At 61.3% G+C, this 14,407-nt stretch carries 11 protein-coding genes; 3 read left to right on the top strand and 8 right to left on the bottom strand.

Features of this window, described 5'->3' with window-relative positions:
- Positions 1–62 precede the first annotated feature (62 nt).
- A complete protein-coding gene (locus ACE10W_RS14650; RefSeq protein WP_038965933.1) occupies positions 63–560 on the bottom strand; it encodes a GNAT family N-acetyltransferase in 498 nt (165 codons plus the stop codon).
- Positions 561–670: 110 nt separating this feature from the next.
- Here ACE10W_RS14650 and ACE10W_RS14645 point away from each other — a divergent pair, with 110 nt between their 5' ends.
- Positions 671–1,735, top strand: coding sequence for an ATP-binding protein (locus ACE10W_RS14645; RefSeq protein WP_304552354.1), 1,065 nt, complete (start codon positions 671–673; stop codon positions 1,733–1,735).
- A gap of 136 nt (positions 1,736–1,871) precedes the next feature.
- Positions 1,872–2,429, top strand: a complete 558-nt coding sequence (locus ACE10W_RS14640) for a cytochrome b (RefSeq protein ID WP_304552353.1) — start codon at positions 1,872–1,874, stop codon at positions 2,427–2,429.
- 421 nt (positions 2,430–2,850) lie between these two features.
- Here ACE10W_RS14640 and ACE10W_RS14635 read toward each other — a convergent pair whose 3' ends face one another.
- The 3 genes from ACE10W_RS14635 to ACE10W_RS14625 all read right to left on the bottom strand — a co-directional run bounded on the left by ACE10W_RS14635 (position 2,851) and on the right by ACE10W_RS14625 (position 7,860).
- A complete protein-coding gene (locus tag ACE10W_RS14635; protein ID WP_304552352.1) occupies positions 2,851–5,211 on the bottom strand; it encodes a TonB-dependent siderophore receptor in 2,361 nt (786 codons plus the stop codon).
- Positions 5,212–5,930: 719 nt separating this feature from the next.
- Complete coding sequence (locus ACE10W_RS14630) at positions 5,931–6,299, bottom strand: hypothetical protein (protein ID WP_011086335.1); 369 nt, start codon at positions 6,297–6,299, stop codon at positions 5,931–5,933.
- A gap of 334 nt (positions 6,300–6,633) precedes the next feature.
- Entirely contained in the window at positions 6,634–7,860 is a 1,227-nt protein-coding gene (locus ACE10W_RS14625) for an aminotransferase class III-fold pyridoxal phosphate-dependent enzyme (RefSeq protein WP_304552351.1), read from the bottom strand.
- A 234-nt stretch (positions 7,861–8,094) separates the two neighbouring features.
- Here ACE10W_RS14625 and ACE10W_RS14620 point away from each other — a divergent pair, with 234 nt between their 5' ends.
- On the top strand, positions 8,095–8,817 hold the full coding sequence (locus ACE10W_RS14620; protein WP_028171905.1) for a GntR family transcriptional regulator: 723 nt from the start codon (positions 8,095–8,097) through the stop codon (positions 8,815–8,817).
- A 117-nt stretch (positions 8,818–8,934) separates the two neighbouring features.
- On the opposite strand, the gene ACE10W_RS14615 is transcribed toward ACE10W_RS14620, so the two are convergent.
- From ACE10W_RS14615 to ACE10W_RS14600, 4 genes are all read right to left on the bottom strand, one after another.
- Positions 8,935–10,632 carry a N,N-dimethylformamidase beta subunit family domain-containing protein gene (locus ACE10W_RS14615; protein ID WP_011086332.1) on the bottom strand — a complete coding sequence of 566 codons (1,698 nt, stop codon included), beginning with the start codon at positions 10,630–10,632 and terminating at the stop codon, positions 8,935–8,937.
- Between the two features lie 35 nt (positions 10,633–10,667).
- The gene (locus tag ACE10W_RS14610; RefSeq protein WP_011086331.1) at positions 10,668–12,929 is read right to left on the bottom strand and encodes a N,N-dimethylformamidase beta subunit family domain-containing protein; all 2,262 of its coding nucleotides are present in this window, start codon (positions 12,927–12,929) and stop codon (positions 10,668–10,670) included.
- Complete coding sequence (locus ACE10W_RS14605) at positions 12,919–13,242, bottom strand: hypothetical protein (protein ID WP_236842222.1); 324 nt, start codon at positions 13,240–13,242, stop codon at positions 12,919–12,921. Before ACE10W_RS14605 ends, ACE10W_RS14610 begins: the two co-directional genes overlap by 11 nt.
- Positions 13,243–13,319: 77 nt before the next feature.
- Positions 13,320–14,387, bottom strand: coding sequence for an extracellular solute-binding protein (locus ACE10W_RS14600; RefSeq protein ID WP_028171909.1), 1,068 nt, complete (start codon positions 14,385–14,387; stop codon positions 13,320–13,322).
- Positions 14,388–14,407 lie beyond the last annotated feature (20 nt).

Raw genomic sequence — 14,407 nt, 5'->3', positions numbered from 1 at the left:
TTCGCACGGGCGCGCTTCACGAAGGCAACGTCTTTCTTCCTTCCGGTGCGGCGCTGGCCGCTCTAAAAGTCGTCGAAATCTCGCCCTTTGTCGTCGTGCAGCATCGGACCGTAGATGCTTTCTTCGGAGCCCGGGATATCGATCGCGTCGAGGTGCTTTCGGTAAAATGCCAAGGGCCCAACGCCACCGATGACCGCATAGGCATATTCCGCCTCACGCATGCCGCGCAGGGTGGTGAAGAGGAGCGCCTCGCCAATGCCCTGCCCACGAGCAGCCTTCGCTACTCCCGTCGGACCAAAGAAGCCGCGCATGGAGCAGTCGGCGCAGGCGAAGCCCAGCAACTCGTTATGCCGCACAGCGATCCAGACCATGACCGGGGAGCGCGTGAAGGCGCGTGTCGCTTCGCTCACCCAGGGATTGTAGAAATGCCTCTCAATCCAGGGAAGCACGATATGCGCCTCCGCAGCCATCGCGCGACGAACCGTGATCCCGTGGGAAGCGATCTTCTCCTCGGTCCGAACGTCGGGAAGATCGTAGAGGCGGACGAGGAGGTCACTCATGGATGGGCCTTTCATTGAATGAATGACGGGTGGTTGCACGCCGATGAGACCCAGGAGATCGATCAGTTACGGACATACCTTCCGGTCCGATTCATGAGTACGCGCTCCAGATGACGATGATGGGCGTATCGAGCCGCCTAGTGGTTGTCCGGGTCGGTTCATTCGTCTTCTATGGAATTTATCTAAGCTATTTTCCGCCACCACCCGGGCCGCCTCCCCTTTTGCCAGAAGCGCCGGACTTGGTGATGATCGCAGTCTTCCTTCTTGTCGGACTGGCCCTTGCGATCGTTGTCGCGCTCCGGCTGACGAAACGAATCCTGGCTCCGCTGAACTCCTTGGCGGAAACCGCGCGCAAAATAGCTGCAGGAGACCTGTCAGCGCGCGCGTCCCCCGGCGATCGGTCGCTCGGCGAGACGGCTCATCTGGTAGCCGATTTCAACGCGATGGCACAGAGGCTGCAAGATAACGCAGACGACATGATCGCTTGGAATGCCGCGATCGCACACGAGCTCAGAACGCCCCTCACGATCCTGAAGGGCCGGCTACAGGGCATCGCCGACGGCGTTTTCACGCCCGATGAAGCGTCAATCGGAAATCTGCTGCTGCAGATCGACGGGCTCTCGCGGCTCGTCGACGATTTGCGTACAGTCACGCTGGCCGATAGCGGGCGCCTGGATCTTGGGAGAGGGCCGGTCGCGCTCGCCGCGGAAATTCAAAACGTCGCCGACCTGCTGGAGCCCGTGCTCGCAAACGCCGGATTCTCGCTCGAACTCACGCTGGCAGATTTGGTCGCTCTCGGCGACGGGATTCGCATTCGCCAGGCGTTGCTCGCCCTTCTCGATAATGTTCAACGCTACGCGAAGCCCGGCCGTATCGAACTCTCGACTCTGAAGTCTGGCAACTCCGCCATCATTCGCGTCGAGGATGACGGTCCCGGAATGCCGCCGGAGTTTGCCAAGCGGGCATTCGATCCGTTCGCACGTGGCGCCCTATCGCGCTCGCCACGTTATGGCGGATCTGGGCTGGGCCTATCCATCGTTCGCGCCATCGCCGAGGCACATGGCGGACGTGTCGCGTATCGGACATCCTCACGCGGAGGCGCCATTTTTGAGATCACACTTCCGCTTGAGGACCATGAATCCAATGTTGCACCCGACGCGTCGATTCAAACCTAACATGTCTCGCGCACCAAGCGGGAAGAACCGACTTCACGGATGTTCACCCCCCTACCGACATTACCTGAACCGCACCTTCGTGGATGCCCGTTGCCCGATGTGCATTCTAGACCGTTCCCGGCAAGGAGTCTAAAGCATGATTCACGACGTTGACCCAACGAACGATAAGTATCCGGCGGCACTGCGGATCCTGAACTGGGTGCGCGCCCTGCTGACCTTGGGCCTCATCGCGGCCGGCTGGATGATGACCGTGCTGGCTGATACCGTCACGGAGAAATTCACCCTGCTTTATCCCTGGCACAAATCCTTCGGCGTGCTGGTGTTCCTGATCGTTCTTGCGCAGCTTGCGATCCGCGCGATGTCACGCCTGCCCGGACCGGCGCCGCTCCCCGCCCAGGAGAGACTCCTGTCGCAGGCCGTGCACGTCGCGATGTACGCGCTGCTGCTGCTTGTCCCGCTAATGGGCTATGCGATGTCCAGCTCTTTCACCGACAGCGACGGGGTGTTCTTCTTCGGCATCCACCTTCCTGAACTTCTGCCGAAGGATGATGATCGATTCAGACTGTTCCAGTTTTTGCACAAGACCCTCGCCTACAGCCTGCTGGCTCTGGTCATATTGCACGTCGCCGGTGCGTTGAAGCACCGCTATTTCGACAAGGACCGGCGCACCGACGTTCTCCCACGCATCATCTAATCCGGTTGCCGACACTGCGCCGAAATTACATCTTCAAACCCGCTTTCGGTCCTTCACAGTCGGAAGTTCATCGCGGATGTCGGCAACGCTCCGCGGACCAGTGACCGGACGGTGATCTTGGTCCGCCGCCCGGATCGCCGACCTCATCGCCCGCAGGCGTTCCCGTGCCCGACTGGTAGGTCCAAGAGAACCACTGGCACCAGCGGCAGTCGCAGACGGTGCGCGACTGTTAGCCGGTGAAGACTGTCCATCACGCACAGGGCGTCCTTCGAATTTGCGCGTGGAGCTCCGCTACCCTGTCGGGATCTACCTCTTCGGTCGGGACAGAGCACGTTGGCGGAAGAAGGCACACTTGCACATCGACCAGCCTGCTTTTTGTCAGCAGGATCCGAAGCGTCTCACCGCTCTGTGAGAGCAGCGATTACATGTCGACGGTCATCGACAGCAGATACGTGCGCGGTGCTCCCAGGAAGAACGTTCCGAATGAGGCCACGCTGGACCAATAAGTCGTACCGGTCACGTTCTGGATGTTCGCGCGGAACACCGCATTCCTGCCGTTGATCGCCGTCGTGTAGCGGGCGCCGAGATCGAGCCGCGTCCAATCCGGGATCGGCTGCTTGTTGTCCGCATCGACGAACTGCCGGCCTGTATAGATGACGGCGCCATTCAAGGTGAGCCCTCTCGCCCACGGGAGATCCCACTCGGCTCCGACATTGGCCTGCACGTTCGGAACGCCGATCGGCGTATTGCCCACACGTGACGTGATGGCGGACTTCGTCAGGGTACCATCCAGCAGCGAAACGCCCCCGAGGACGCGAACATCGGGCCTGAGCTCGCCGAAGACGTTGAATTCGAGCCCGCGCACCTGCGTTTCGGCAGTCGCCCCGAAGCGCCCGGCCAACGTTTCGCCGCTCGCCTTCGATATTTCGAAGGCGCTGAAGGTGGTTGCGACCCGCCCGAAATCCACCTTGACGCCGGCCTCGTACTGTTTGGCGATGTAGGGCGGGAGTATCTCGCCGCCATTGGAAACACCCGTCTGCTGCGGCGCTATATCGCCCTTGCTTAGACCTTCGATGTAGTTTGCATACAGGGAGACGTTGTCTCGGGGCCGGACGACGAGGCCGACCACGGGAGTGGTCGCGCTCTTGTCGTAGGAGTTCGCCAGCGTTCCGACATTGGAAACATAGTTGTTCGCCTCGACGCTCTGGCGCCGGACACCCAACGTCAACAGGACGCGCTCGTCGAGAACGGACAAGGTGTCGGCAATCGATAGCCCTGTGAGCTGACTGTCCGAAAGCCGAGGGCGTCCTGCGATCTCGTTTGCGAACTGAGTTGGCGCGACTGTCGGACTATAGATGTTCGACGTAACCAGCGTGCCATTGGTAAGCCGCCGGTACAGTTCGTCGTGATAGACCGAGGCCTGGAAGGTGACGGCATGACGAACGAACCCGGTATCGAAGCGGGCCCGGACGCCGCCATCATATGTATGTCGATCGATGCTGAGCCCGAAGAATTGGGGCGTCGAGGTCGTGTCGCCCCTGGTGTTGGTGATCGTCGGAAGACCGAAGAATCGCTCGACATTGGTCCGCGAGCCGCCCACGTCGGCGAACAGCGTAACCTGATCGGTTACATCGTATTCGTTGCGCCACAAGACCGATTGGTCGTTGATGCGCGACCATTCCCAGGGCTGCGTCACGTTCAGCCGGCCGTCCGGCGCCTTTGGCACCGGCACGCCGGCAGCCATAAGGAACGGACGTGACGGAGCATCGAACCGATCGGTCTGGGCGATGAGGTAGAGCCAGGACCTGTACCGTTCGCCCTGATAGTCGAGGGCCAGCGACCCGACCCCGGTCGTTTCGGACTGGCGATCGATGGGCGTGTCGCCGTCGCGCAGGCTACCGCTGGCGCGTACGCCCCATTCCTTGCTGTCGCCGTAACGCCTCGCAACATCCCAGTGACCGCCAAACCGTGCAGCCGAGCCGTAATCCACGGTGAAGCGCGTCAAATCCTCTCCCGCGCGTTTAGGCACGACATTGATAACGCCGCCGACGCCGCCATTGGGCGCGATGCCCGAGAGCGCGGCTGAGGGACCCTTGAGCACTTCGATGCGCTCGACGTAATCCGTAAAGATGCGGTATGTCGGCGCGATCCCGTACAGGCCCTCGAAGGCAAATTCACCGTTATTGCCTTCGTTGACCGGGAAGCCACGGATGTAAAACGAATCGAGCACACCGCCCGTTGGATGGGAACTTCGTACGGAAGGATCGAGGATCAAGGCGTCCGCCCCCGTCGCTGCCTGCTGATCGCGAATGAATTTGTCCGTGTAACTCGTCACGTTGAACGGTGACTTCATCGTGCCGGTGTTTCCGAGCAGTCCTAGTCGCGCGCCTTGAGCGACCTGGCCGCCTGCGAAGGCGGGCACGACACCCGACCGCGACGGCTGCGACTGCGCAGCGACAGCTTCGGCTTGCAGGGCACCAGGCGCCGTGACGCGCCGTGAAGTTGATCGAACCCGAGACGCATCTCGTTTGCTCGGCGTGCGATGGATCGTCTGTTGCGTTGGAGCATCGACAGTAACGGGTGGAAGCGAGTTGGCGCCTTGCGAGGTTTGGGATTGAGCGGGCGATTCGAACCACGCCAGCAACATCACTCCACCTAGCAGTGTCGCACCAAAGCGAGCTGCCGTCCCAACCTCAACTGCACGTCGCATTTCCAGAAAGTCCCTCAACAGCAACACGTCGCCCAACGTGAACTGGCTCCACGCTCGACCTGCAACGATCATGGATCCAAGATCGGCTCGCCGCGTCCGCGCGCGGCCGACGCTTATCGCTTGTGATTCAGCTCCTCCGCAGACTCGTATTCAGATCAGTTGCCTGCGTTTATATCGGCAACGTCCGATTGCTCACTATCTGCATCGCTTCTCTAGTGAGACGCTATCGTCACCGCAACGCAAATGCGTGCGGTGCGACTTAGAATGCCTCGATCATTGACGACTCGAGCCAGTTGGCCTGCGTTTGGAAAACTTCCAAAGGCGCTTTGACGATCCCCAGCTCATTAATGCGCCTCCGATCCCACGATTTCTTTGCGCAGCATGCGCACCGATCTGGATCTCCCTGACCCGACGGACTGTTATTCGCGCGACCGAAAAGCCTGCCACCTCGGCACTTGCCTCGGAAACGAGGAATGTGATCGATGCTGGATTCGACTCCAATAGATCAAGGAAAGAAACAACCGTTGCTGCTATCGGATCACGATTGGGGCGCGATGGCGCAAAATCGAAGAAGGCATTTGAGCAATGACCTCTATAAGACCAATGTGTGTCGGAGCGTTGCGCTTTCAAGGGCTTCACGACTGTGCAAGGAGGTAGGCGAGAAGCGTGCGAATACGTCATCATGATCGCTCACGACGCGAAGAGTTTTGTTGACGCCGTCCGTGATCATCCGGACGGCGTCAGGCGCGACGCCGAACCAGCCGGCGATGAGTACGGCAAAGGGTGACACGCTAGACGTTCCATCCTATGAATTTTTCGGTTGCATAGAGAGTTGATAGAATCGGAGAGTATGGAGTTCTTATGTCCGCCAGGTTGCCTACTGTCTCCGTACGAATGGCATCTGCCCTGAGGACACCAATGTCGATCAGCTTTGAGGTCGACAATGTCTGGGTCACGTCGTGAGCACTCTGCCGAAGTGATCGGTCAGAGGCGTCCTCCAGAGTCTCCTTGTCGTAGGCGCCGAAGATATCGCGCTCACCGAGCAGTAACCGGATCGCCTCCTGGAGTGCAGATTTTTCGCGTCGCTCGTCGGCCGCCGCGGTCAGCAACGCCGCCGCAAGCGCTTCGTCGACTAGGGAAATACCGGCCAGAACCCACACGAAAGCAGTAGCGGCGCTCGCTTGATGACTGCCAGCCGCGCGGAGCTACCGAGGTATCCGGTATCGAGCTCGCCAATGAACACATCCGTGCGGGACGAGAAGCTACAGAAGCCGGATCAGCATTAACGGTGCCGTCAATAAGCTTCCAAGTCTGGCCCTGACGCCATTTGGGCGCAGGTCCGATGATTCTGCACCGACCAATCTGGCTTGAAGCAGATTGATTCCGGAGCCAACGGGAGCTGATCGAACACCCGATCCGAATAGGCGAGGATGGCCTTAAAGGCCCGCATCGGCACGGCTGACTAAACCTGGAAACGGCAAGCAGAGCAAGGAATCACAGCCCTGCTACCACAGCAAAGCCATGTTCGGCGGCTTGGAGCGCCTCGGCGATGTCCGCCTCGGTGTGCGCGGCGCAGAGGAACATGTTGTGCTTGGGATGGAAGTAAACGCCTCGCGCCAACATCGCGCTGCAGAAGGCCGAACCCTTCCGGTAAGCCGGATCCTGGTCGAACAGGAGAGTCGGCATCTGCGCAGGCCCCGATTGGCGAATTGACACGCCGAACTGGCGCGAACGTGTCTCAAGGCCCTCACGCAGCATTTGCCCGAGCTGTGCAAGACGGCTCGGCACATTGTCCCTGCGCACGATCTTCAACGTCGCCACGGCGGCAGCCATCGCGACAGCGCCGGCCCAGAATGACCCGGTGACAAAGACCTGGGACGCGGCACCGCGGAGCCAATTGGCTCCGGTGACAGCCGCCAGGGCATAGCCGTTGGCGATCGCCTTGCTCCAGGCGGACAGGTCGGGGCGGACACCAAGCCCTTCCCAGCTCCCGGCAGCGTTCAGGCGCAAGCCTGCGCGGACTTCATCAATGATCAGCGCAGCCCCTCTGTCGTCGCAGATGCGGCGTGCCGCATGCGCGAACTCCACGGTGGGAAGTTCCTGGTCGAGCCCGAGATCGTGGCGGTATGCCGAGATCAGGATGCCGGCGAGATCGTCGCCGGCCGCCTTTGCCGCCACCTCGAGACTCTCGACATCATTGAAAGTGAAATATGCGAGATGGGCGCGATCCTCTGCAGTCACACCGAGCAACGACGGGGAGCACCACGGCACAGCACCATGATAGGCGCCCTTGGCGACCAAAATCTTTCGCCGACCCGTTGCTGCCCTCGCGATGGTGACGCAGGTCGTAGTCGCGTCGGTGCCGTTCTTCTGGAATTGCGTCCAGTCGGCGTGACCCACCATATCCACGACGAGCTCGGCCAGCTCGACCATGACTTCCGCCGGGCCGTTCAGACAATCCCCCTCACGGCGCTGACGCTCGGCAGCCTCCTCCACTTCGGGATGATGGTGGCCGAGCAGATTGGGTCCCCAACTGCACATGAAATCCACGTACCGGTTACCATCCACATCCCAGAGCACCCCGCCCTCGCCGCGCCGGAAGAATTGCGGATAGCCGTCCGGCAGCTTGGCCGCGTGGAGGTGCCCCCACATCCCGCCCGGCACGACCTTCTCCGCGCGTGCGCGCAGCGTGGTGTCCCTTGTTCGGTTCAATCCCGGCATGACGGCCCTCTCCAACTCCAAGATGATATATCATATATTATCAGGTGAATTGCAAGTGGCTGTCTCCCTATGCCGATGTGCAGCAACCCGACCACAAAGAGTGACCTCCTTTCGGCAGAATCGGCGCCAGCGGCTAATGATTTCGGCAAATCTGCCTGCCTATATTATATATAAAGTGGATTCGAGCAGGTGGTGGGGTTGGCACAAACGGCCAAACCCTTGCGAGGGACCGAAATGAACGACGTGGAACAGAAGCCTGGCGAGAGCGGAGTTGGTCCCGTCGCCCGCGATAGCCTGACAAGCCTTGTCTACAACAACCTGCGACAGGCGCTGATGGAGGGCCGGTTCTGGCCGGGCCACCGCTTCAAGATCCGCGAGCTCGCTGCGACGATGAACGTGTCGGAGACACCCATTCGCGAGGCATTGATGCAACTCGTGCGCGGGCGCGCCCTCGAGATGCAGGCTGGCCGTTCGATCATGGTCGCTCACATGACAGCCAAGCAGTATATCGAGCTCAGGACCGTGAGGCTGTTTCTCGAAGGTCTCGCCGCGGAGCACGCCACGACGCGCATTTCCGAAGCAGGCATCGACAAGATGGAAGCAATCCATCACGAGTTGATCAGCGCCGAAAAAGAGCGTCGGTGGTCGGACGCGGTTCGCGCCAACTGGCAATTCCATCGCGGCCTGTACGATGGATCTGGACTTCCCGAGGTGCTTGCCATTCTCGACGATATCTGGATGCGCAACGGTCCCTTGCTGAATTTTCACTATCCGCACGCGCCACCAATTTATCCGAACGAGCATCAGCACTTGTCCGTGCTCAACTATTTGCGACAACGCCGTCCCGATAAGGTGCGGGAAGCGATCCAGGCCGACATGATGGAGGGCGGCCAAAACCTCGTGCGGCTCCTGGAAAAGCATGGCGGCACCCGCAACATGACGCCTGGGGAGGATTGACCTCAGCGGCGCATCTTTCGCGCCTCCGTCACAGCGTCGATGATCGCGCGATGGGTTCAAACTCCGCGATGTCCGTTGTGCATGGCGCGGGCTGTCGTTCACGCGTGGCTTGCCCGATCACGCCCTCTTCTCTCGCGGCACAGCAGGCGTCGACGACGTGAACCGGTCGAGAATGTTTCGGGTGATCCGCTGCGTGAACGGGTCGCCGCGCTTTAGCCCCATCACCCATTCGCAGGTCGCGGCGGTCAGAACCTCGCCCTTGCCACGGGTCATGTGCACCATCATGCCAGATCCGTATTTGTAGCGGGCAAGTCCCTCCGGCGTGATTTCGCCGGTAAGACATTCCACCAGGCCCTCGTGATCGCTGCTGCGCACGTAGTAGCGAAAGCCCTCGCCTTGCGGCTCGTCCTCGGCGAGGACGGCAGGTGCCATGGCCAATATCTCGATGGTTTCGGGCTGCCCGTCGGCGGGAACGGGAAACGGAAGGCCGTTGCGGAAAGTGTAGTCGAGTCCGTCGACCTCGTAGGCAAAGATGTGCTGCTTGTCGCCGAAGATGTCGGCATAGTGCAGCCCGGTGCCGGCGAAGGCCCAATGTTCGGGGCGATAGACCGTAAAGCCCTTTTGGCCGTTCGGTGCAAAACCTCCCCAGGACGCATAGAGGCCGTGTGCGCCGTTCACACCCACTGTCGAGGCGCCGGGCCAACGCACGTTACGGTCTTCCCAGGCCGACGTCATGAGATGCGTCCTGCCCGTGCCGGCGATGGGATCCTTGTGGATCGCCTTGAACTTGTGGCAGACCTGCCGCTTGCCATCCTCTTCAAGTCGTATCTGCCACAGGAAGTTGGCACCGAAACGCGCGAGCCGTCCGCCGCTTTCCACATAGCGCTCGATCGCCTCACGCATCTCCCATGTCCAGTACTCGTCATGGCCGATGATCGTCACGCAAGGATAGCCGTCGAGCAATTCAGGCAGGTAGTGGAGATCGGTCTGGGTGATCATGTCGAGGGCATAGCCTTCCTTCTCCGCCCACAACACGAAATGACGATCGTACTGGGCCCAGCCAGCCGCCGCGTAATACTGGCCAAAGCCATTGGCAAAGGCCCACTCCTTCATCGGATAGCGCGGGGCATCGCCCATCTCGGGCGCAGGATCGGCGCAGATGCGGGGCGCACCTGCGGGGAGCCAGACCATGCCGCGGGTCCATGGTCGCTCGAGCGACAACACCGGCGACGGCTCGTCCCGGCCCGGACCTTCGACGCCGAAGTAGTGATTGGCACCACCGAAATCGTTGTAGGCAGTCCAGGTACCCGTCGGCAGGATCATCAGGATCTTCGCACGCCGTGTCCTTTCCAATGGGCGCACGACGAAAAAGTGATGCTGGACGAATCGGCCGCCATTCGCCCGCTCGCAGGACGAGATCACGCGATAGAACCCGGAGCGCAGATCGGACGGCAATCTCCACCGGTGCGTGACCGGCCAGTTACATCCATTGCGGTAGGCGTCAGGTGGCGTGGGCGCGAACACACCGTCCAGTGCATCGACCTCATGCACCATTTCCGGCTCAAGGCCATCGCGATAGACCTGCAACCGCCAGGTTTTCGCCGTCGCGCTGGAATGGAAGGCAACCTCCCCTCCCGGATCGTAAGACATCGCGTCGGTATAGGTGTACACCTCCGGCACTTCGGGGTCTTCGCGCGGCGCTTCGTACCAGGGCTGGCTACCCCAATGCTCGTCCGCATGCATCGGGCGCACCTTTCGCGGCGCGACGTTGATGGCTCCCAATTCCGGAGATTGGAAATGGCGCTTGTCAGTCATGGGAGATCTCTTCTGATCGAAGCCGTGTCCGTGCCCTAAGCCTGGGCGGGGATGACGAACGGCGCCGGATCAAGGAACCGTGTCACGACATTCAGGGTGATAGCGCTGATGTTGTTGTCGTAGTTGTTGTGGCCCAGCGACACGCCATAGGTGATCGAGCCAGTGGCAAATACCGCACCGCCATTGGCGGTTTCGAAGAACACCATGTCGGCGCGGACCAAGGCGTTCTGGGTGCCGTCAAGCCCGTCAACCACGGTACGAAACTCTTCCGGCGTCGGGAGCGCGCCTGCCCCCAGACCTTCGGAGGTCGCAATCCGTAACGCGTGCCGCGGCGTTCCCAGATCGAGATCGTAGCGGTCGATCTCGCTACCGACCGCACCATTGTAGCGAAAGCCGAAGTCACCGAGCTTCTCGTCGCGGTCCACGCCCTCGAAGATGAAGGCGGCGCGCGCGTCCTCGCTCTCGGCCGTGCGCAAATAGTAGCCGCAAGTGTCGTTGATCATCGCCGAAAAGCCGACGCCCACGAGCTTCTGCGGTGCAAAGCCGGAGTGCCGCCACAACGAGCCCGGCTCGCCGGTGCCGGCAAGATGAACCTCGCCCGGCTCCGACTCCCAGGTCCGCGTTCCGGCCATGCCGCGGCGGACCTCCAGCGCCGCGGGCGCGGCCGGATGAAAGCCGCAGCGCCAGTAGAACGCATTGCCTCCCATCGAGATGTGCCGCCCCCCGGCGTTTTGGTGCGCCATGATCGCGTTCATCATGCTGAAACTGTAGTATTCGGGATGGGTCGGCGTCATCACGACCCGATAAGGCGCGAGCGCCCGTGCCCCTTCGCGATCGAGCTCGACATCCGTGATCAGATCGTAGGAAATCCCTTTCTCCTCGAGCCAATCGAGGATGTGGGTGTCGTTGATCAGATTGAACCAGTAGCCCCGCGGGCGCATGTTGAGGATGGGCCGCAGCCAGGAGCTGTAGGCGCGCCCCGATCCGTCGACATGGCAATCATAGGTCGATTGCCCGATCTCCGGGTTCTCCTGCATAAAGACGTCGTCCTGCGGCAGCCACAGGACGTGCTCCATCAGAGTCTCGAAGTGAACCTGATAGAGCCGCAATGCACTGTTGGCATAAGCCAGATAAGTCGCCACCGAAGCGACGATGACGAAATCGGCTCGCCTGGACTTCCTGCCGGGGGTCACGAAGAAAGTGACATAGCTTTCGCAGTTCGCCTCAGGGTCATTCCCGCCAGGCGTCAACCGCAGCGCATAGACGCCCGATCGCCAATCGGCCGGCACATCGAGCGCGCACGTGGTCTGCCACCCGCAATCGTAGATGTCATCGCTGTGGAAATGGATCGCCGCATATTCGCGCGGCGAGAGCCGCCAGTCATGGACGCTCCCCGACCAATGAAAGCCGGTGACGCCCCTGCGGGGCAGCTGGCGCAGGCTGCCGTGCAGACCGTTGGGCGACAGGTCCTTGACAGACAGCGTCGAGATCCCGTCCGCAAAATCCCAGAAAGCGACAAGGCCGGCCTCGGTCGCACCTGTCCGCGGCTGGCAATCGAACACGCGCAGCGCCTCCGCCTCCAGCGGACGCGAGAAGATCCGCGGCGCCTCGATCTTGCCGTCGAAATGAGACGCGTATTGCTGCTCCCCGTTCAGATGATGGGCCGCAATCAGGAACGGCAATCCCGAGTCGAGCGCAAGCGCCAGCGGCAGAGCGAATGATTTCGCGTGGGCGACCGTCGGCTGAACGCCATTCGCCGGAACGATCAACGACAGCGTTGCCGATCGCCGTACGAGATCGATCGCGACCGATACGAACGCCCAGACGCGCTGTCGCAGTTTCACGTCGAGGGTAAAACGGGCCGACGCTCCGGTTGACTGGCCGAGGACCAGAACCGGGCATCCTTCCTCATCAAGCTCGAGAGCGTAGCCGCGCCCCGAGGCCTCGCACCAATTGCCCATCACGGCCTTGGCATTGTCGGCGATGCGCGTCGGACAGACGTAGGCGCCGAAGCACCAGTGTCCCCCGGTCGGAGCGAGAGCGCCATCGTGCTCGACGATCGCGTTGGATCCCGGCCGGATTGGCTGATCGAGACAGGCGTGCTCGCCGTCGACGTTGCTCGTCATCACCTCGTATTTGAAGCCCGGACCGTTGACATCGACATCGCCGCAGCGCAACCGCAGCACCTCGACCTTCACGTTCGGCCGCTTGCTGCTCAACTGGAAGCGGACCGTCTCGCCTGCTGGAACGCTGATGCGGTCCGGATAGCCGAGATACTCGTTCGTCCTATAAATCACCCGAAACCTCCGCAGGCAGCGTCGCGCCAGTCGTTTCCTGCCAACGCAGCTTGAAAACATGCCACTCCGCTTCAGCGAGAGAGGTGAAGACGCGATCATCGACGAAAGGCATGGGATCGCCCCGCCGCTTGGGGATACACGACAGCCGCCAGGCCCTGCCCGGCTCGAGCACGATCAGGACAAGTCGCCCTTCCGGCCTGCCCCATCGCATCCGCGCCAGCAGCTTGCGGAGCTCCGGACTGTGCACACCGAGCGGGCTCGCGCGGAATTCCTCTACGAGATCGAGCCTGCTCGGATCGATGACGTAGCGCATCGCACTGGGGTCACTGGTGTGATCCATGGTCCGTCCTCATCTTGCGAACGCGAAGCCGCGGGAGACGCTGTCGCGGCTCAGCGCGTCAGCCAGGCCATCCACCGCTCGCGCAATTCGTTGCGGTGCTCGCCGATCCAGGCGAAATCGGGTTTGACCAGCTTTTCGTAGTTTTCCGGCGAGGTCGCATAGAGATTGCGCTCTTCCGGCTTCAGCAACTCGATGGCCGACTTGCTGGCAGTTGCATAGTTGACGGCCCGCATGAACGGTACGTGGGCGTCGGGGCTCGCATAGAAGAAGTCGAGATAGGCCATGGCCGCGTTGAGGTCCGGCGCGCCCTTGAGAACAGCCATATAGCCGGTGTCGCGAATGGCCTGATCCCAGGACATGGCGACCGGAGCGCCCTCTTTCACGACGGCGAGCGCGCGTCCCGAATAGCTCATGGCCAAGACCACCTCGCGGCTGCGCATGATCTGCTGCACCTGATCGCCTGTTTTCCACCAGACGGAGACATTGGGACGAATCTCGTCAAGCTTCTTGTAGGCGCGATTGAGATCGAGCGGAAAGAGCTGGTCCGCCTTGACGCCGTCGGCGAGGAGCGCGGCCACGGGCACCCACCAGTCGCTGTCGCCGGTATCAGGCAGGCCACGAGGTCCGGGGAATTGCTTCACGTCCCAGAAATCGGCCCAGGTCTTCGGTGCCTTCTCCTTGAACGCCTCGGTATTGTAGGTGATCAGCATGCCTCCGGTCGTGCGAGCGACACCGTAGGGCTGGCAGGCATCGGAGACGCCGAACTTCTGGACGCTCGGCAGCTTGGCGCAGTCGATCTTCTCGAGCATGTCGGTGCGCCCGACCAGATCTGGACCGGTTGCCGTGACGATGTCGAACTCCATCTTGCCGGTTCGTTGCATTGCCTTGGCGCGCGCCCACTGGTCGGGAACTTCGACCGCGACCGGGACGACCTCGACATTCCTGGCCTTGTTGAAGGGCTCGTAGAAGTATTTCGCCAGCGTGTTGCCCATCAGACCACCGGTCGTGGCAATCACCAGCTGATCTTCGAGCTTCTGAGCGGCAGCCGGCAACGTTACAGAAAGAGCGGAAGCCAGCGCAAGCAGTGCTGAGGTCCGCTTCCAGGTCTTCTTCGACATCGACGTTCTCCTCTTTGAGC

Source organism: Bradyrhizobium sp. B025, assembly GCF_042257955.1.
Taxonomy (GTDB): domain Bacteria; phylum Pseudomonadota; class Alphaproteobacteria; order Rhizobiales; family Xanthobacteraceae; genus Bradyrhizobium; species Bradyrhizobium diazoefficiens.
The sequence above is the reverse complement of the archived record's forward strand: the minus strand, read 5'-3'. Positions and strand labels throughout refer to the sequence as shown.

What these genes read in the sequence shown, in the direction of transcription:
- ACE10W_RS14650 (WP_038965933.1), bottom strand. Translation starts at nt 560, where the DNA reads ATGAGTGACCTCCTCGTCCGCCTCTACGATCTTCCCGACGTTCGGACC.
- ACE10W_RS14615 (WP_011086332.1), bottom strand. Translation starts at nt 10,632, where the DNA reads ATGACTGACAAGCGCCATTTCCAATCTCCGGAATTGGGAGCCATCAAC.
- ACE10W_RS14640 (WP_304552353.1), top strand. Translation starts at nt 1,872, where the DNA reads ATGATTCACGACGTTGACCCAACGAACGATAAGTATCCGGCGGCACTG.
- ACE10W_RS14600 (WP_028171909.1), bottom strand. Translation starts at nt 14,387, where the DNA reads ATGTCGAAGAAGACCTGGAAGCGGACCTCAGCACTGCTTGCGCTGGCT.
- ACE10W_RS14645 (WP_304552354.1), top strand. Translation starts at nt 671, where the DNA reads ATGACGATGATGGGCGTATCGAGCCGCCTAGTGGTTGTCCGGGTCGGT.
- ACE10W_RS14635 (WP_304552352.1), bottom strand. Translation starts at nt 5,211, where the DNA reads ATGATCGTTGCAGGTCGAGCGTGGAGCCAGTTCACGTTGGGCGACGTG.
- ACE10W_RS14605 (WP_236842222.1), bottom strand. Translation starts at nt 13,242, where the DNA reads ATGCGCTACGTCATCGATCCGAGCAGGCTCGATCTCGTAGAGGAATTC.
- ACE10W_RS14620 (WP_028171905.1), top strand. Translation starts at nt 8,095, where the DNA reads ATGAACGACGTGGAACAGAAGCCTGGCGAGAGCGGAGTTGGTCCCGTC.
- ACE10W_RS14625 (WP_304552351.1), bottom strand. Translation starts at nt 7,860, where the DNA reads ATGCCGGGATTGAACCGAACAAGGGACACCACGCTGCGCGCACGCGCG.